11 protein-coding genes and 4 tRNA genes are annotated in these 19,440 nt (G+C 34.6%); 11 read left to right on the top strand and 4 right to left on the bottom strand.

Annotation, left to right across the window (positions count from 1 at the left end):
- Nucleotides 1-312: 312 nt before the first annotated feature.
- On the top strand, nt 313-2,082 hold the full coding sequence (locus J3U13_RS00485) for a DEAD/DEAH family ATP-dependent RNA helicase (protein ID WP_267339431.1): 1,770 nt from the start codon (nt 313-315) through the stop codon (nt 2,080-2,082).
- Between the two features lie 49 nt (nt 2,083-2,131).
- Here the strand turns inward: J3U13_RS00485 and J3U13_RS00480 are convergent, their stop codons facing one another.
- Complete coding sequence (locus tag J3U13_RS00480) at nt 2,132-3,499, bottom strand: MFS transporter (protein ID WP_267339430.1); 1,368 nt, start codon at nt 3,497-3,499, stop codon at nt 2,132-2,134.
- Nucleotides 3,500-3,673: 174 nt separating this feature from the next.
- Here J3U13_RS00480 and J3U13_RS00475 point away from each other — a divergent pair, with 174 nt between their 5' ends.
- The 3 genes from J3U13_RS00475 to recB are packed head-to-tail and all read left to right on the top strand — an operon-like array spanning nt 3,674 to nt 7,891.
- On the top strand, nt 3,674-3,970 hold the full coding sequence (locus J3U13_RS00475; RefSeq protein WP_267339429.1) for a YfcZ/YiiS family protein: 297 nt from the start codon (nt 3,674-3,676) through the stop codon (nt 3,968-3,970).
- Between the two features lie 25 nt (nt 3,971-3,995).
- The gene (gene sixA, locus J3U13_RS00470) at nt 3,996-4,439 is read left to right on the top strand and encodes a phosphohistidine phosphatase SixA (protein ID WP_267339428.1); all 444 of its coding nucleotides are present in this window, start codon (nt 3,996-3,998) and stop codon (nt 4,437-4,439) included.
- Complete coding sequence (recB, locus tag J3U13_RS00465; RefSeq protein ID WP_267339427.1) at nt 4,418-7,891, top strand: exodeoxyribonuclease V subunit beta; 3,474 nt, start codon at nt 4,418-4,420, stop codon at nt 7,889-7,891. The genes sixA and recB overlap by 22 nt, the downstream gene beginning before the upstream one ends.
- A gap of 60 nt (nt 7,892-7,951) precedes the next feature.
- Here recB and J3U13_RS00460 read toward each other — a convergent pair whose 3' ends face one another.
- Nucleotides 7,952-11,038, bottom strand: a complete 3,087-nt coding sequence (locus J3U13_RS00460; RefSeq protein WP_267339426.1) for a beta-galactosidase — start codon at nt 11,036-11,038, stop codon at nt 7,952-7,954.
- Between the two features lie 391 nt (nt 11,039-11,429).
- Here J3U13_RS00460 and J3U13_RS00455 point away from each other — a divergent pair, with 391 nt between their 5' ends.
- On the top strand, nt 11,430-13,211 hold the full coding sequence (locus tag J3U13_RS00455) for a carbohydrate porin (protein ID WP_267339425.1): 1,782 nt from the start codon (nt 11,430-11,432) through the stop codon (nt 13,209-13,211).
- A gap of 80 nt (nt 13,212-13,291) precedes the next feature.
- On the opposite strand, the gene J3U13_RS00450 is transcribed toward J3U13_RS00455, so the two are convergent.
- Together J3U13_RS00450 and J3U13_RS00445 are read right to left on the bottom strand one after the other, a co-directional pair.
- Entirely contained in the window at nt 13,292-14,296 is a 1,005-nt protein-coding gene (locus J3U13_RS00450) for a substrate-binding domain-containing protein (RefSeq protein WP_267339424.1), read from the bottom strand.
- 340 nt (nt 14,297-14,636) lie between these two features.
- Nucleotides 14,637-16,754 carry an alpha-galactosidase gene (locus J3U13_RS00445; protein ID WP_267339423.1) on the bottom strand — a complete coding sequence of 706 codons (2,118 nt, stop codon included), beginning with the start codon at nt 16,752-16,754 and terminating at the stop codon, nt 14,637-14,639.
- A gap of 223 nt (nt 16,755-16,977) precedes the next feature.
- Between J3U13_RS00445 and J3U13_RS00440 the strand changes: the two genes are divergently transcribed.
- The 6 genes from J3U13_RS00440 to J3U13_RS00415 all read left to right on the top strand — a co-directional run bounded on the left by J3U13_RS00440 (nt 16,978) and on the right by J3U13_RS00415 (nt 19,365).
- Entirely contained in the window at nt 16,978-17,589 is a 612-nt protein-coding gene (locus tag J3U13_RS00440; protein WP_267339422.1) for a TIGR04211 family SH3 domain-containing protein, read from the top strand.
- Nucleotides 17,590-18,687, top strand: a complete 1,098-nt coding sequence (locus J3U13_RS00435; RefSeq protein WP_267339421.1) for a multifunctional CCA tRNA nucleotidyl transferase/2'3'-cyclic phosphodiesterase/2'nucleotidase/phosphatase — start codon at nt 17,590-17,592, stop codon at nt 18,685-18,687.
- A 117-nt stretch (nt 18,688-18,804) separates the two neighbouring features.
- Nucleotides 18,805-18,881, top strand: a tRNA-Met gene (locus J3U13_RS00430).
- Nucleotides 18,882-18,917: 36 nt separating this feature from the next.
- Nucleotides 18,918-19,002 (top strand) — tRNA-Leu (locus J3U13_RS00425).
- Nucleotides 19,003-19,028: 26 nt separating this feature from the next.
- A tRNA-Gln gene (locus tag J3U13_RS00420) sits at nt 19,029-19,103 on the top strand.
- Between the two features lie 187 nt (nt 19,104-19,290).
- Nucleotides 19,291-19,365: transfer RNA gene (locus tag J3U13_RS00415), tRNA-Gln, on the top strand.
- Nucleotides 19,366-19,440: the final 75 nt, after the last annotated feature.

The raw sequence follows: 19,440 nt of genomic DNA, 5'->3' as shown, positions 1-19,440 counted from the left end.
TAGTTCTGATTTGCCAAAAAATATATTCTCAACATTTGATAATACAAATAGTTTTATCATCTTTTAAATAAATATCATTTAACTTTAAATTTATTTATTTTGTATACATTGGATCGTAGTTGAGTCAATATCGGTAGTTAGTTATTGGGGTGAGTTGTAAATTTTCAATTTAGTGAGCTGGCATAAATTTATATAAACTTTTTTTGTTTGAAATAGTAATAATTTAGCGATTACTGTTATTTGTTAATCAATGTATCTAATATGGTTAACCAAAATTAAGTTTGTATATTCAAAATTTTTAAGCGAGTTTACATGACAAAAGAAATTTCTTTTATTGACCTTGGTTTATCTGAGGATATCCTTAACGCATTAAATGATCTTGGTTTTAGCAAACCATCACCAATTCAATCTGAATGTATTCCTTTATTATTAGAAGGAAACGATGTATTGGGGATGGCACAAACAGGTAGTGGTAAAACTGCTGCGTTTTCAATTCCTTTCTTAATGAATATTGATGCAAATCTAAAAGCACCACAACTTTTAGTTTTAGCACCGACTCGAGAACTTGCAATTCAAGTTGCTGACGCTTGTGCAGAATATTCAAAATATATGAAAGGGATCAAAGTATTAGCATTATATGGTGGTCAACGTTATGACGTTCAATTAAAAGCGTTAAAGCAAGGCCCTCAAATTGTGGTTGGTACACCAGGACGTTTACTTGATCATTTAAATCGTAAAACATTAGATCTTTCTAATCTTAAAGGATTAGTGCTTGATGAAGCTGATGAAATGCTACGAATGGGTTTTATTGATGATGTTGAGAGCATCATGGCGACGATTCCTGAAGATCATCAAACAGCACTATTTTCAGCAACAATGCCAGCGCCAATCCGCCGTATTACTAAACGATTTATGCATAACCCTAAAGAGGTACAAATCAAAGGGACTAACCAAACTGCACCAGATATCGATCAGAGCTATTGGCTTGTTCGTGGTATGAGAAAAAATGAAGCAATTGTTCGCTTTTTGGAAGCTGAAGATTTTGATGCTGCGATTATTTTTGTTCGCACAAAATCAGCGACATTGGATGTGGCCGAAGTACTTGAAAAACATGGTTACAGTTGTGCGGCTTTAAATGGTGATATGACACAACAGTTACGTGAACAAACTTTAGATCGATTACGTAATGGTCGTTTAGATATTTTGATTGCAACCGATGTTGCCGCTCGTGGTTTAGATGTTGAGCGTATTAGCTTAGTTATCAACTATGATATTACTTTAGATTCAGAGTCTTATGTTCATCGTATTGGGCGAACAGGGCGAGCAGGACGTGCTGGTCGTGCAATTTTATTTGTTGATAGTCGTGAACGTCGTTTGCTTAAAAATATTGAGCAAACAATTAAAAAACCAATTCCTGAAGTGGGATTACCTTCAAAAGAGCTACTTGAAGCACGTCGTTTAGCGAAGTTTACTGAGCAAGTTCAAAAACAACTTGATAGTAGCGATTTACAACAGTATCAAATTTTGTTATCACAAATACAAGCTGACAGTGGGGCAGATCTTGAAACCATTGCGACTGCTTTATTAAGGTTAGCTCAAGGTGAGCGTCCATTAATTTTACCTCCAGATCCAGTATTCAAACCATCACGTGAATTGCGCGATCGAGATAGTCGTGGTGGTGAACGTCGTTTGCGTGGGGATAATCGTGAAACACCAAAACGTCGTGAACGCCGTGATGTGGGTGAAATGGATATGTACCGTATAGAAGTGGGTAAAGAAAACGGTGTTGAAGTACGTCATATTGTTGGTGCAATTGCGAATGAAGCAGATATTAGTAGTCGATATATTGGTAATATTAAACTTTATGAAACTTATTCAACTGTTGAACTACCAAAAGGTATGCCTAAAGATATCTTAAATCATTTTGAAAAAGTAAGAGTGCTTAATCAACCAATGAAGATGAGCCTTATTAGTGGCAAAGCTACGGAAACTAAGCGTGGTCGCAAAAGCACAAAATCTGATATAGGCGACAGCAAAAATTTCACTAAAAAACGTGGTCGTCCAGCAGCACCTAAATTTTAATACATTGTGTTTTGATGCTTGTAAACCTCTGCCATATGGTAGAGGTTTTTTATTGTTTTTCTTTTAGATTATTGCCTGCACCTTTTGGTAAGGTGATAAAGTCAATCATCGCCATTAAAGTCATTCCTACTACCATAAACAAGGCTAGTCGAAAATCTTCAACCATTAAACCTGTTTGACTATGTTCATTATAGCTGGAAGCAATAAAAAGGAATAATGCACTTAAAACAATACCAAGTACGTTATTCAATTGTTGAATAATGGTTGATAATATATTGGCGCTTTGTATTTCGTTTTTATCAATTTCAGAAAAACTAAGTGTTGTGATCGTGGTAAATTGGATAGAACGTGCACCACCAGAAAAAAATAGCACCAATATAATCCAGATGATTGGTGTTTCTGAAGTGAAAAAGGCACACAATACAAAACTGAATGAAAGTAATAGACCATTAACGATAAGAATTTTACGAAATCCAAACTTGTGAATTAAAGGGGTATTAACGGTTTTGAGGATGATATTACCCGCAAATAGTGAAAGCAGTAATGAACCGGTAGTTAATGGCGACCATCCAAAACCGACTTGGAACATCAGTGGTAAAATAAATGGTGCGGTGTTTAAGCTAATTCGTGTTAATGATCCGCCCAAAAAAGTCATTTTAAATGTGCGTTTTGAAAAAGCGTACAGACTGATTAATGGGTATTGAGTATGCGTGAGATGATAATAGGCAAAGATTAAGACTAAACTACCGGCAGAGGAACTGCCGAGAGCAAGCCAAAGACGACTATTTGAGTGAGAAATCATTTCAAGCCCATAAACAAACAGTAATAGACCTAATCCACAGGCGATAAATCCAACACTATCAAATGAACGCTTTTCAGGTCGATCTTTCGGTAAAAGTCGATGGGCGAAAAATAGAGCAATAAAGCCTAATGGAATATTAAGAAAAAATATCCAGTGCCAAGTAAGATATTGAGCAAAGAATCCACCAATAATTGGCCCAATCAGTGGTGCAATTAATCCTGGCCAAACTAGAATCGAAATGGTACTAACTAAATGCTGTTTTTCAGTTCGGCTTAATACAACGGTTCTGCCTACAGGTACCATTAAAGATCCACCTAAACCTTGTATTAATCTTGCGATAGTAAACATAGTTAAATTAGTCGATAAAGCACACAATATTGACGCCAACATGAATAATACAATCGAAATAGAAAAGATTCGATAGGCTGTAAAACGATTTGCTATCCAGCCACTTGCGGGTAAACCAATCGTAAGCGCGAGCATATAGGCACTAATACCAATAGATAAGTCTTGAGGATTCGTTAAAAATGATTTTGCCATTGCAGGTATTGCAGTAGTGATCACCGTAGCGTCTAGATTTTCCATAAAGAACGTTGCGGCAACTAAGATTGCCATTTTTCGGACGTAATTATTTTGTTGCATCATATTATTTAATTAATTGAGAAAAATAAAAATAAAGTTTTAATATATGCCAAAAATTTCAGTTGTGATAAAAATTTTTACATTTTGCCCTAAGTTATGATTAAGAGTATACTATTAACGAAATCAATCGGTAAACAGAGGTATAGCATGACAGATTCTTTAAACAAATGTAAAGCGAACGAAACTCCAGCGTGTTGTTGTGTAGATGTTGGTACAATTATTGATAATGACAATTGCAGCGCTGAGTACGAACATGTCTTTGCAACAGAATCAGAAGCACAAGCTAAATTGGCATCATTGACCCAAGCTGCAAAAACTGTTGAAACAGAACCTTGTGAAATTAACAGTAATATTGAGAAAGTTGATGATGGTTTTAAATTATCAGCAACATTTACTTTTTGCTGTGGTGCAGAATGCATGATCTTCCAATTAAAATTACGTTAATAATAGATTAATGAAAGTTTGTATTATGAGACACGGTGAAGCAGGATTTTCTGCTTCATCTGATTCAAGTCGCACTCTGACTGATTATGGTATTGAACAGTCTAAAAAAGTTGGTATATGGCTTAAAGAACAAAATTTTAACTTCGATTTAGCCTTAGTGAGTCCTTATTTACGTGCTCAGCAAACATTGTCCGGATTATCAACTTATGTCCACGTGACAAAGGTCGAAACTGAAAAATGCTTAGTACCCAGTGGTAGCTCATCACATATCGTTGATTTAATTAGAGTATTGTTATCTAATGGTTTAACAAATGTTATTATTGTATCGCATCTGCCATTAGTGGGATATGTTGTTAATGAACTTTGTCCGCAGGTCCCACCTCCTATGTTTCCAACTGCTGCTATTGCTTGTATTGAGCTAACATTAGATGCTGTAGGAAAGCTTGAATGGTTTCAGCAAGTTCAGTAAAAAAACTTAATCTTTTTGATCTACCTTTAACCGGTCGAAGCTTAATTGAAGCATCGGCCGGAACAGGTAAAACTTATTCACTCGCTTTTATTTATCTAAGGTTATTACTTGGTATTGGTCAAAATAGTTATCCAAAGCCACTTGACGTTAATCAAATCCTAGTTGTAACTTTTACTAAGGCGGCAACGCAAGAATTACGTTCACGTATTCGACAAAATATTCAAGAATTAAGGCTTGGTTTACTTCAGGGATATCATCAAGATCCTATTTATCAAAAACTGATTGAAATAATCGATGATCGCAAGTTTGCGGTGCAAAAACTTACTGATGCTCAACAATCAATGGACGATGCCGCTATTTATACTATTCATAGTTTTTGTCAACGTATATTAACCAGTCATGCTTTTGAATCAGGAGTGTTATTTGAACAAACACTCATGGCTGATGAATATCAACTGCAATTACGTGTAGCACAAGACTTTTGGCGTCATTACTTTACGCCACTTGATAAATCTCTTGCTTACTTAGTCATCGGCACTTGGCAAGATCCTGCCACATTATTAAAAGACATTAAGCCGTATTTAACTTTAGAATTAAAAAACAATAATGAGGCTGATCCTGATATCAGCGATATGATTAACACATTTTACCAGAATAACTTTAACCAGATTGAAGAAGTAAAACGATCATGGTTAGCTGCGGTTAACGAATTAACCGAGATTATTACCCAATCAGGCATTAGTAAACAATCTTATAGTAGCCGTAACTTACCTAATTGGATAAACAAAGTCACCACATGGGCCAATCAACCAACCCAGACGTTTGAATTACCCAATGAACTTGAAAGATTTTGCCAATCCGTATTAATCGAAAAAACTAAAGATGGCAAGAAGGCTCCTTATCACTGTATTTTTGCAAAAATTGAGTTACTTTATCAACAACCACTTAATTTACGCAGCCAAATTTTAATGGATATTGTCGGTGTTATCCAAAAAGGCATCTATAAAGAAAAACTCAAACAGGGTGCTATAAGTTTTGATGACCTGATTTGGCAACTTAATCGTGCTTTGTATGTAAAAAATGGTAAACGACTAGCGCAAAGTATTGCTTCACAATATTGTGTAGCCTTAATTGATGAATTCCAAGATACCGACCCATTACAGTATCAAATATTCAATCGTATTTACGATAGCCAGCATTCTGATTGCGGTCTGTTATTTATTGGTGATCCAAAGCAAGCTATATATAGTTTTCGTGGTGCTGATATTTTCACTTATTTAGAAGCTAAGCGATCGACAGGTGAAAATCATTATACGATGGATGTAAACCAACGTTCTTCAGCTTCAATGGTGAATGCAGTTAATCAACTATTTGCCAATCACGATAAACCGTTTGTATTTGATGAAATTCCTTTTTTACCAATGCAAGCAGCAGAAAGAAATCGGAAAAGATCATTATTAATCAATAAAAAAGAAGTGTCAGCATTAACTGCTTATCTATTGCCTGAAAGTGTTTCAACAAATGCGGATTATCAACAATACATGGCAAGCTGCTGTGCTCAACAAATAGTAAGTTTATTATCAAATTCTTCAGTATTAAGTGATAATCATGAACAACGTCCGGTGATGACCTCTGATATTGCTATTTTAGTGCGGACCGGACGTGAAGCTGAAATTATTCAACAGAAATTAGCCGTTTCTGGTGTTAAAAGTGTCTACCTATCAAATCATAATAGTGTTTTTTCATCAAGTGAGGCAAAAGATGTACTTTGTTTGTTGCAAGCAGTATTAATGCCAGAGAATGAATCAACACTACGGTTAGCCTTAATGACATCATTATTTGGTCAAACAATGACTGAACTTGAGCAAATTACAGAGGATCAGGATAAATGGGAAAGTTTGGTTGAAGAGTTTAAACAATACCAAGTGATTTGGTTATACTATGGTGTATTAGTGATGTTACGCCGTATGATGAAAAGACGTCATTTAGCTGAAAATATTTTGGCACGTCAAGATGGGGAGCGTACTTTAACTAATCTAATGCACTTAGGCGAATTGCTTCAAGAAGCTGCAGATGAATTAGACAGCCCACATGCTTTAGTACGTTGGTTGACCAAACAAATAGTGAATCCTGACCTTAATATAGAAAATCACGAACAGCGTCTCGAAAGTGATGATAACCTAGTTAAAATCATAACGATACATAAATCAAAAGGTTTGGAATTTCCAATTGTTTGGTTACCATTTATTTCAATGTATCGATCATCTAACAATCAATTTTATCATGATAAAGATAATGATTATAAACTAAGTTATGCATGGTTATTAACGGATGAAATTAAGCAACAAATTGAAGATGAACGCCTTGCCGAGGATTTACGTTTATTATATGTTGCCATGACGCGATCAGTTTATCATTGCAGCATCGGTCTTGCTTCTTTGAAAAAAAACCAGACAGCCATTAATCATCTTTTGAAAAATGACTTAAGAGCTATTAGTAGTTTGGCAAACTTAATTGATGTTCAATTGCCAATTGACGGGCAACGTTATGTGCCACCTATGTTATCCGCTCCAACATTATCCGCTAACGTTTTTAAGCGTAAGCTTTCAAACTGTTGGCGAGTGACCAGTTATACTGAATTGCAACGCCATGATGAAGGTGTCTTAACTTATCATCTTGATATCATCAATGATTGGGATGAGTCGCAACCAGAATCGGATAGTAAAGAGGCAATAATATCAAATTACAACATTCACCATTTCCCTAAAGGGGCATATGTAGGTACATTAATGCACAGCATTATGGAACAGATCTCACCCGATAATATTGATGAATTATGTGCACAAATGGTGAAAAAGCTTAATCTTAATTCTAATTGGAATAACACGATTGCCAATTGGATGAGGCAAGTATTGGCGACTGACCTTGGTCTACCTGGGTTAAACTTATCAAAAATATTGATGGGTAGATGCATAAACGAGTTACAATTTTATTTACCTATACGTCAATCTGTAACTTGCCAACAATTGGATTCTTTGTGTAAAAAATATGATGATTTGTCTCAATCGCGTTCTGAATTATCCTTTGATACGGTTCAAGGTATGTTGAAAGGATTTATTGATTTAATCTTTGAATTTAAAGGAAAATATTATTTGGTCGATTATAAGTCAAATTGGTTAGGTGATAATATTGATTATTATGGGCAACGTGCACTGAAAAAAGTGATGGAAGAACATCGTTATGATCTACAATATCAACTTTATAGTTTAGCATTGCATCGATTTTTGCGAAGTAGACTATCCAATTATCAATTTCAAACTCATTTTGGTGGGGTATATTATCTCTTTTTACGGGGTATGCCTGATAATGGCATTTTTTATCATCAACCTAAGCAAGAGTTTATTGAAAAACTCGATCAATTATTTGAAGGTGAAGAAATATTAACCTTTTAATTATCTAAAATTTAGGCACAAATAAACTGTGCCTAACTTTAGTCGTACAATCTTCGTTTATTAACATGTAAAAATCAATTGATAGCGATAATGTTTATCTGTTAGTAAAAATTCTGGATGTACACTAGGTGTCCATGAATCATCTCCACCAATGCCCATATGATAAGCATCTATACTGACATAGGCGCATGTTTGAGGCTCTAATAAATGACGATGTTTTTTTTCCATCAACTGTTTAGTTCCATATTGGTTGATGTTAAATTTAAATTGATGACCCATTATCGTCATGTCATTAACAGTTAATTGTTTAACATCGCAACGTAAGCCGTTTTCACAGGGATAAATGTAAGGCGTATAAAGTTCTGCAAATGGTAATGACCAATCACCAAAAATAGCAGAGGTCTTTCGGTCAGGATAATTTTCATGAGGTCCTAATCCTAGCCAGTTTACCTGTTCTGGTATCTCTTTCAATTGATACATCAAACCAATACGAGCGGGAGCAGGCATGTCATTGGCAATATCTACTTCAACTGAGATAGTTAACTTACCATCTTGATCAAACTGATATAACCACTTACTTTGAATGACTTTGCGTTTTTTCACTGAGTAGTTGTGTAGGGCTTCAATGATAACATAATCACTGGATTGTGATGCTTTGATTGCCAAACATTGGTGGCTTAGATCAAAATAACCCGCTGCCTTCCACTGTTCAATCCAGGCATAAGGGTTATTATTACTGTTGAAATCACCGCTAATACCAATATCATTATCAATTGGTGCACGAATAAACTGATCAGTAAGTGCACTGGCCAGTAATGGTTTCTTGTTTTTAACCCATTGGCTTAATTGTCCCGTTTTTTTGCTGATTTGCCAACTTTGATTTTTCCAATTGATATTAAAAGCATTATTATTTTCAGTTAATTTTAGTAATTTTTTATTTTTGCTAAATGCCAATTGTGGAATAAAACTGTTGGTCAATTTAAATTGTTCCCAAGCTACGATATGTTTTGCTGGCGACCATTTGGTAGCTCTATTTTGAATGACTTTAAGTGATAAGTGTAAGTCTTCACCTTCAAAATTATTACCAATGTCTTCAATAAGTTTGAGATTAATGATATTGTTAGGTGATATTCTGAGTTTAACTTTACCACTTTGTTGCTTTTTGCCATCTATCAGTAATTCCCATTCCAATGTTTCATTGTCTGTAGTATGAAATAGATATTCACTTTTCACTTCGATAACTAATGGTTTTTGGCTAACAAGTTTAAATTGAAATGGTTGTTGTACTTTTTTAGCTTCAATTAAGCTTGGATGCGGTATGCGGTCAGGAAAAACCAAACCATCTAAACAAAATTGCCTATCATGATACGCTTCACCGAAATCACCACCATAGGCCCAATAACTTTTGCCATATTTGGTATGGCAACGAATACCATGATCGGCCCATTCCCAAATAAATCCACCTTGTAGACGGGGATATTGTCTAAAGGCTTGCCAATATTTATAGAATGCCCCTAAACTATTTCCCATTGCATGAGCATATTCACATAAAATGAGAGGCCTGTTTTCGTCTGGCATGGATATCCATTTTTTTATCGCCCATTTGGGAACATTAGGATGAGGTTGATCTTGTTCAACACGGGCATACATAGGGCAAATAATATCAGTGGCTTTGGTATTGGCACCTCCACCTTCATATTGTACTGGGCGAGTAGGATCATAGCTTTTTATCCATGTATATAGTGCATCATGATTTGCACCATGTCCAGATTCATTTCCTAATGACCAAATAATTACAGCTGCATGATTACGATCGCGTTGTACCATTCGGGTGACTCTTTCACTATAAGCCGCTAACCAACGAGGATCGTCCGACAAACGAGACATAGGGAACATGCCGTGTGATTCAATGTTGGCTTCATCAACTAAATATAGACCGTATTGATCACAAAGTTCATACCAACGCGGATCGTTTGGATAATGGCTGCAACGTACAGCATTAAAGTTATGTTGTTTAATTAATTTAATATCATCCAACATGGCTTGTTTAGTAACAGCATACCCTAGGTCAGGATAGAATTCGTGACGATTAGTCCCTTTAATAAGAAGGGGTTTACCATTCAAACAGAGCTGACCATATTTGATTTCAACAGTTCGAAAACCGATGTTATAAGCTTCTGATTCAATTAAGCCAGATTTATTATGATTTAAACTAACAACGATTCGGTAAAGATTTGGAGTTTCGGCGCTCCATAATTGTGGTTTAGTGATGGGAATATTGCATGTCATTCGGTCATTGTATCCACCTTTTTCATCAATAAAAGGTGTTCCGATTGGTTGTGTTTGTTCAACGATAAGTTTATCTTTTTGCCATAATTCAATGCCAACATCTAGCCTATCCGTCTCGCTTTGATATTTTACGTCAACTTGTAATGTTAATGTGGCATTTTGATAGCAAGCATCAAGTGCCGTTTTAATATGAATATCACTTAAATGTGCTTTTGGCTTGTTAAGTAATGAAACACTACGGAAAATGCCGCTCAAACGCCACATATCTTGATCTTCTAAATAACTACCATCACACCATTTTAAAACTAATACAGCAATTCGGTTTTCACCATTTTTTAAAAAAGGAGTCAAGTCAAATTCTGCAGCAATGCGACTATCTTGTGAATAGCCAACCCATTTACCATTACACCAAAGATGAAATGCTGCGCTGACACCATCAAATATAATTCTTGTATTTCCGTGATTTAACCATTTCTTATCAATTTTGAAATAGCGAGAATAGCAGCCAGTGGGGTTATCTTCAGGAACAAAAGGAGGATTATAAGGAAAAGGATAACGAATATTTGTATAAACTGGCGCATCATAACCATAAAATTGCCAATTTGATGGAACAGGAATAGTGGTATTATCAAGTTCTTTTTCCAACCATGATTCAGGTACTTGTTTTGGAGTATTAAAATAACTAAAAAACCAATCACCATTGAGTGATAATATTGCATCTGAATCACTATTATTTTTAGCGTGTTGTTTATCTCTCCAACTATTAAATTTGGGATGGGTATCAAGTCGATTAACACTTAAAATAGATAAATTATTCCAATCCGATCGATTGATAATTTCACTGAAACAAAGATTCATTATTTTCTCCTTTTTGTTCAACTTATCAATTATTTACTATTTCATTTATTAATCTGGCTCTTTAATATTTATTATAAATCGTTTTTATTTTATTTAAGTGATCAAGTTAACACTTTGTGTAATCGATTACATTAATATTTTTTGATTAGTTTAAAAAAGGAAATTGAATAATAAATGCAATTTTAATGTGATATATATCACATTGTGTAGATTTATATTGTTAATAATCAATTTTATTCGTTATATTAAATAAGCTTATTTATTAAGCATTGGATTGCTACCGTAATATTATGGGCAAAACCTAAAAAATAGTTATTGCTATTTTTTAGGTTTTTTTTTGTCTCAAGTTTATGAGGCTTCTTTAATCTCTATACAATAATGAGTAGGAAAAATGAAATATTTAACTAAAGCTGTATTTAACGTCAAACCTAAAAGAATTGTTTTAATTACTTTACTTGGCTTGTGCTCAGTACAACACTCTTTTGCTGCTACTCAAGAAGAGTTAGAAGCAAGAATATCTATATTAGAACAAAAATTATTAGCACTTTCTCAAGAATCCATAGATTTAAAAAAACAAGTGATTGAATCGAATAAACAGCTAGCACAATTAAATAAGAATATTCAACAACAACAGATTGTAATTAACAATCAGCAAAAAGTATTGAAAAAACAAAGTAGTGCTTTAGTTAAAACTTCAACTCAATTTTCAACTCAAACCCCAGTATTAAAACAAACCCAAATTCAAACCCACATTAATTCTAAATCTGTTGTTCAACAAAATCAGGCATCCAATAATCAAATCGTTATAGTTAATGATATCAAGCCAAGTGATAATGCAGATATAACATCACAAATAAAACCACTAAAAAATGCTTTTACTCTGTCAGAATTTAAAGATTTCATCAAAGACGAAATCGGTTTTTCATTTAATGGTTATTTTCGTGGTGGTTGGTCTACTTCCCAAAATGGTAAACCAAAAAATTATGCTGAAGGTGCATTAGGTAGGTTTGGTAATGAATATGGAGGTTGGTACGATCTTGTTTTTAAACAAAAAGTTTATGATGAAGATAGTCATAGAGTTGATGCCATTGTTATGATTGATGGTAATGTAGCAACTAATAAAGCTGCTGGTTTATTTAATACTCAAGATGACAATATTATGCAGTTTTCAGATATTTACTTATCTACCAAAGGTTTTGTACCTGGATTTCCTAATGCAAATTTATGGGTAGGAAAACATTCACTTCCTTATAATGAAATCCAAATGTTAGATTGGAAAACACAAAAAACACCGGCGGGGGGGGGTATAGGTATCGAGGATCTTGGAATTGGAGTGGGGAAACTTGATTTAGCGCTTGTGAGAGCAGATGTCAATGTTAAACAAGTTAAAATTATAAATGGTGGTAATACTGGAGTACAAACCGTAACGAAACGAGAAGAAGTCGATTTGAATGAAGTTGAATTTCGCTATCGAGATATTCCTTTATGGCAAGATGCAATTTTTGCCGTTAACGGACGTTATTCTGCACCCAATAAATCCAAAATTCAAGATAGTGTGAGTGTAAAAAATGCTTGGCTGGGAAGTTTTGTTTTAAGGCAAAATAATTTCTTTGGTGGATTTAATCAATGGACTTTACAAATAGCAACCAATTCTGTTGCTTCACAATTGGCTAATATTAATACGAATAATCCTGAATTTGCAGCTAATGCTGATAATGATTACATCGGTACTCACACAGGAGGAAAAGCTTATCGATTGGTATCTGAAGGTGAAGCTTATCTAGCCGATAAAGTTATTATGGCTCATGCAATTGCGATGACGACAGGAACAGATGTTTACTCATATGATCTTAATTTGGCTCATACGGATTTTTCGAGTTTTAAATCAGCAATAAGACCTGCTTATATATGGGATAATTATAATCAAAGTGGCATTGAATTAGGTTATTTTCAACAAAAAAATAAAGTCAAAGGTAAAAACTATAATGAAGAGGGTTTTAAAACAACGCTTTTCCACTCATTTAAAGTTGGTAAAAGTATTTTAACATCAAGACCTGATATACGTTTCTATGTTTCATATATAGAGTCATTGCAAAATGAAATTAGTAAATTTGACTTTAATGGTAAGGATAATCAAATTAGCTTTGGTGTGCAAACTGAAGTTTGGTTTTAAATAATAGTTTCTAAAAAATAGTTAAATGTCGAAAACACTTAATCTATAGTATTTTCGACATTTTTTATTATCCAATACCATTATTTAATTTTGTTAACAGAATATCGTTTGGTTAAAGTTGGAGTAAAAACATTAATTAAATTGGCGGGTGGAATTTCTTTTTTTGCTAAACATAATGCCAGTTCAGCAGCTTGCTCAGCCATAGTTTGCAATGGGTACCGGATAGTTGTCAATTTGGGATGTAAATACCGAGCAAGTAATAAATCGTCAAAACCAATTATAGAAATATCTGATGGAATTTTTATATCATTATCATATAACACAGAAATAGCACCTGCTGCCATTGAGTCATTATAGCAGGCAATGGCCGTAATTTGACGATTGCGCTCTAAAAGGGACATCATAGCTTGTTCACCGCCTATTTCATTTGGTGAGGAAATAGCAATCAAGTTATCATTGATGTCAATATCATATTCTAAAAGCGCATCTTTATATCCTTGTAAGCGGTCGGATGAATCTGATATGTCATGATTTGAACATAAATAACCAATGTTGGTATGACCATTTTGAATTAGATGTTTTACAGCTAAGTAAGAACCATAGCGGTCATCAAGTGCAATGCAACGTTTTTCAAAACCTTTTATTATACGATTAATTAATACCATTCCTGGAACTTGTTGCATCAATCTTATTAAGGTACTATCGGAAAGCATTTTTGCATGAACCACTAACGAAGAACAGCGATGCTCAATTAATTGGGTAATAGCATTATATTCTTTTTTTTCATTGTGATAACCATTACCTATCAATAAAAAATGCCCTGTTCGATAAGCTACTTTTTCAACCGCACTGACCATAGCACCAAAAAAAGGATCCGAAACGTCTGCGACAATAATACCAATGGTTTTTGAATTTTGTTGAGATAAAGCACGAGCATTTGCATCTGGATAATAATTCAATTTTTCCATAGCAGTTTTAACAATCTCACGCTTATTATTGCTAACATTGTTTGCATTATTGATAACACGAGATACTGTTGCAACTGAAACATTGGCTAATTGTGCAACGTCTTTTATTGTCACCATAAAACTTCCTTTTAATTTGATATTACTACTTAAAATTTATATCCATATTACTTAAAGTTTATCCATATAAAATATTGTAGTTTACCGACGATTAAAGCAAAAGTGGTTCGCAAAGGGGGGAGGGAACCGATACTTGAAATATTTTTATATCTTCTAACTAATTCAGTCTGTTTGGTACTGAACATATGAGATAAAACCTTATAATAATAGAAAAATTTTTATTTGCCAATCATTGTATTATTTGCCGAACCATTTCAAATTTAACATGTTATTAAAGGGAATGAATACTTTCATCCCCATTTTTTGTTAAATAATATAGTTTTTTTGTGTTTTTTTTGATTTATTTGGATGTGATTTTTATCAGCATAGCCGTTGCAGGATCGAGCACGGGTAATGGTAATCCTATATTCATTAACCAATCGCCAGAAACTGTTGTTTTCGTTTGCATCCACATAGGTAATATTTTCATCACATGACCACTGATTTTTGGATCAATATTATCTGGCATATCAAGAATTTCTATATGATATTGTTTATCAGCTGACAAACCCGTCAATCGTAAATTGCCACTCAATGCATAGGTTGGTAATGTCAATTGAGCAATAATGAAAGCAGCTTCTTTTTTATCTTTGCTTACAACACCATAACTTTGCATTGCATTGGGATCATCAACATCCAAACGCACACTATTACCGCTATGTAATAATGGACGCAATTGTTTGTGTAAATTAATATAATGAGCAAATTCTTTTTGTTCCTTTTCAGATTCTTTAACAGGATCAAGTTCAACGCCCATATGTCCAAATAGGGCAGTTAAACCTCGTAAATTCATATGTAACTCGCGAAATGTAGTATGACATAAAGCACCACCAATATGAGCGCCCATGACCTCAGGAGGGAAGAAGTAACTCATGCCACGTTGAATGATTTGGCGGTCTAATGCATCGTTAGAGTCCGATGTCCAGAAACGTTGAGTACGTTTTAATATTTCATAATCGATACGTCCTCCGCCAGATGAACAAGACTCAATTTCAACATGAGGGAATTTTTCTTGTAAAATATCAATTAAACGATATAACGCTTCGGTCTGTCCAACAATCGCTGGATTACCATTATGACCTGCTTGCACTATTTCACGATTCATATCCCATTTTATATAGTCAATGTCATAGCTTCCAAGCAACCAAGTCAATCTTTCAAGCAAATATTCAAAAACCGCTGGATTCTGTAAATCGAGTAAATATTGATGACGACCTTCAGGCTGATTATAACCTTTCAGTTCAAGTAGCCAATCAGGATGAGCACGATAAAGATCAGAATTTTTATTAATCATCTCAGGTTCAACCCAAATACCAAATTCCATGCCCAGATCTTTAACATGTTTAATTACGGGCTCTAATCCGTTTGGATATTTCCGTTTATCCAAATACCAATCTCCCAATGCTTGATAATCATCGTCACGTTTACCAAACCAGCCATCATCAATAATAAATCGTTCAACCCCCATATGTGCAGCTTTGGACGCCATTTGCATAATATAATCTGGATTATGATCAAAAAAGATGCCTTCCCAAGTATTAAGATGGACTGGACGAGGTTTATTTTGGCTAAATTTAATAATGTTACCACGTAAAAACTCATGAAAATGCTGACTCATCTGATTCAAGCCTTGATCACTATAAGTTGCATATAACCATGGTGTTGAAATCGATTCGTTTGTAGCTAATGTTATTTCACCTGCCATATATAAGGCTTCAGCTTGTATGAAACGTTTACCATTACTTTTTACGGCTACTTGGATTCGATGGTTTCCACTCCAACCTAAATGAATACCCCATACTTCACCAGATTGTTCTTTAAAACCTTCGGTGCCAGCTACCATACCCGGAAAATATTCATGCGAAGTGCGTCCACGACGGTTTTCCTGCAAATACCCACAGTGTTCGATTTTTATACGATGAGGGTAAAACTCCTTAATCCAACGTCCACTAAAGGCCATTAACTCTTGCGCTCTCTCAGGTAAGGGGAGAGTGATTGATAAACGATTGACCTGATAAGGCTCATCATCTAAATTAATTAAACTATTTTGGCATTGTAATACGCCGCTGTTATCTAAAATAAAATGGCTGATGAAACGTAGGTTAGCAATATTATCTTCACTTATAATGGTAATTTCATTTTCTTTTTGAATTACTTCTTTGGTGATAAAAACAGGAGACCAATCTTTATTATTGCGATGGCCTTCAAGTCCCGGTGTACTAAAATTACCCAAACCTTCTTCAGGACATAGAGTAAAAGGAACGTCAACATCAATACGAGCGTTAGGAACAGCAGGAGTTAATATTTCCAGTTGTTCAAGTTGAATGTTTTGTAATCGCTTACCAAAATAGCTAAGTTCAGCATAAGGTGTTGTTCGAAATAGGACATCTATATGGTTATTTTTAAGACGATAGTTCATGATGACTCCAAAATTTATGTTCTTTATCTGTCAAAATAATTTTATTTCTATTAAAGTTAAATGATTAATTTTTTATTTTGTGATTAAGATCTCATAAAAAATGTAATCGATTTCATTTTTTGTGTTGATGGCTTTTTTTTCAAGACATATATTGTGAAATGAATGTGCGAAAAGTTTATTTTTTATGTTATCATGGTTAAAAAACGGATGGATTGAATTAAATATGATGAAAAAACATAATATTATTATAATTTCTTTTCTTGGTTTTGTTTTTAGTGCTATTGCTGCAGATAAATACGTGACAGAAGACATGGATATCTACTTACGCCGTGGTCCTAGTGCTAATTATGGTTTTTCTGGATCAGTTAAAGCTGGTCAAAAAGTGACTTTTCTTGAAAAAAGTGACGATGGAAAATACACAAGAGTTCAAATTAATAATGGCAAAATAGCGTGGATTGAGAGCAATAAACTTAATGATGAGCCAAGTTATCGAGAACGCCTTCCCGAATTAGAAGCAAAATTAGCTGAATATCAAGACAAAGTGAATAATGTTGATGAACATCAACGAATCATAGTGAATGAATATGAGCAAAAATTGCAATCTGCGGAAAAATTAATTGAAACTCTTCAAAATAAAAATGCCGATCTTGAAAAAAAAGTCAAACAGCAGAAAACTCAGATAGACTCAATGTTAAATCAAGTTGATGATAAACGAGTTGATCTTATTCTTACCTGGTTCACTTATGGCGGTCTTGTTGCTGGTGGTGGTCTTATATTAGGTCTAATTTTACCATTTATAATGCCTCGTCGTAAAAAAGATCGTTGGATGCGTTAAATGTCTCAAATTTATTTAGTTGGTGGGTGTGTTCGTGATAGATTATTAGGATTACTGAGTGTAGACCGTGATTGGGTTGTTGTTGGAGCGACACCGGAAGAATTATTATCTTTAGGCTATCAACAGGTTGGTAAAGATTTTCCTGTATTTTTGCATCCGGTTACAAAAGAAGAATATGCATTAGCGAGGACAGAACGCAAAGCAGGTAATGGCTATTCTGGATTTATTTGTGATTTTAGTAAAGATATTACTTTAGAACAAGATCTTATCCGACGAGATCTTACCATCAATGCAATTGCTATGGATGAAGAAGGTAATATTATTGACCCTTACCATGGCGTTGATGATATCAAACGTAAGTTGTTACGTCATGTATCTCCCGCCTTCCGTGAAGATCCTTTACGAATTTTGCGAGTAGCGCGTTTCGCTGCACGCTATCACCAATTAGGTTTTGTTGTTGCAAGCGAAACAATGAATCTGATGAAAGATATGGTGTTAGCTGGAGAAATTAGTTATCTTACTTCAGAACGTGTCTGGAAAGAGACTGAAAAAGCCTTATCTACTACAGATCCTCAAATCTACTTTAAAGTTTTGGAACAATGTGGTGCACTTGCTATATTGTTTCCATTGTTATCTTTATCTGATACTGTCATCGATGCTCTAAAACGTTCTGTTTCATTAACTCACGATTTAACTATTCGTTTTAGTGTTTTATGTTCGCAATTACCAAGTATGCTTTCAGTTGAACAATTATGCAATAAAATGAAATCACCCAATAACTATACTAAGCTTGCTATAATGGTTAATCAATACTATAAAGATGTCCAGTGTGTAAAAACATTGACTGCCGAGCAAATTATTTGTTTGCTAAATAGGATTGATGTATGGCGTAATCCACAACACCTTTATCAATTAGTTTTGGCTAGCGAAGCATTGGCTAAAACAGAATCTTATCCACAAGCACAATATTTAGAAAATGCTTATAAACTAGCTAATAGCGTTAATGTGCAAAAAATTATTTCGGATGGATTTATTGGTAAAGACATTCAAATTGAACTACAAAAAAGGCGAATTGAATTGTTATTAAACCGGATTTGATTGCATCTTAATCGATCACAGCTTTTTTTCAAAATATCTAAAAAAAAGTGTTGACGATTTGCCGGAACTTAAGCATAATGCGCCTCGCAGTGTTGGTTATGACGTTGCGAATGAGATGGCTACGTAGCTCAGCTGGTTAGAGCACATCACTCATAATGATGGGGTCACAGGTTCGAATCCCGTCGTAGCCACCATTAAGATTAGGTAGTACTTTTATCGGAGTATTCAGTGCGGGTGTGGCGAAATTGGTAGACGCACCAGATTTAGGTTCTGGCGCCGTGAGGCGTGGGGGTTCAAGTCCCTTCACCCGCACCATTTAATCTTAATAGTTTGTCCTTTATTGGGGTATAGCCAAGCGGTAAGGCAGCGGGTTTTGATCCCGCCATGCCCAGGTTCGAATCCTGGTACCCCAGCCATTACTTTTTGAATAATTTTTTAAGATGATTTAGTCCGTTTAATCCTTGAGTATATGCCTCTTTATTGATTATTTACTACGGATATGACGAGTTTGGTAAATGCGCTGGATTTAAGTTCTACTATCGTAAGGTATATGAGTTCAAGTCTCTTCTTCCGCACCATTTAATCTTAATAATTATCTTTTCTTGGGGTATAGCCAAGCGGTAAGGCAGCGGGTTTTGATCCCGCCATGCCCAGGTTCGAATCCTGGTACCCCAGCCATAAACATAGATTTTCTTCTTATATTTTACCAATTCTTCATAATTTTGTCCTAGTATCATAACTAAATTAGTCATA

The organism is Gilliamella sp. B2887 (assembly GCF_026537015.1).
In the GTDB taxonomy this organism is placed as follows: Bacteria; Pseudomonadota; Gammaproteobacteria; order Enterobacterales; family Orbaceae; genus Gilliamella.
Note: the sequence above shows the minus strand (reverse complement) of the source record. Positions and strands in the feature narration are given on the sequence as shown.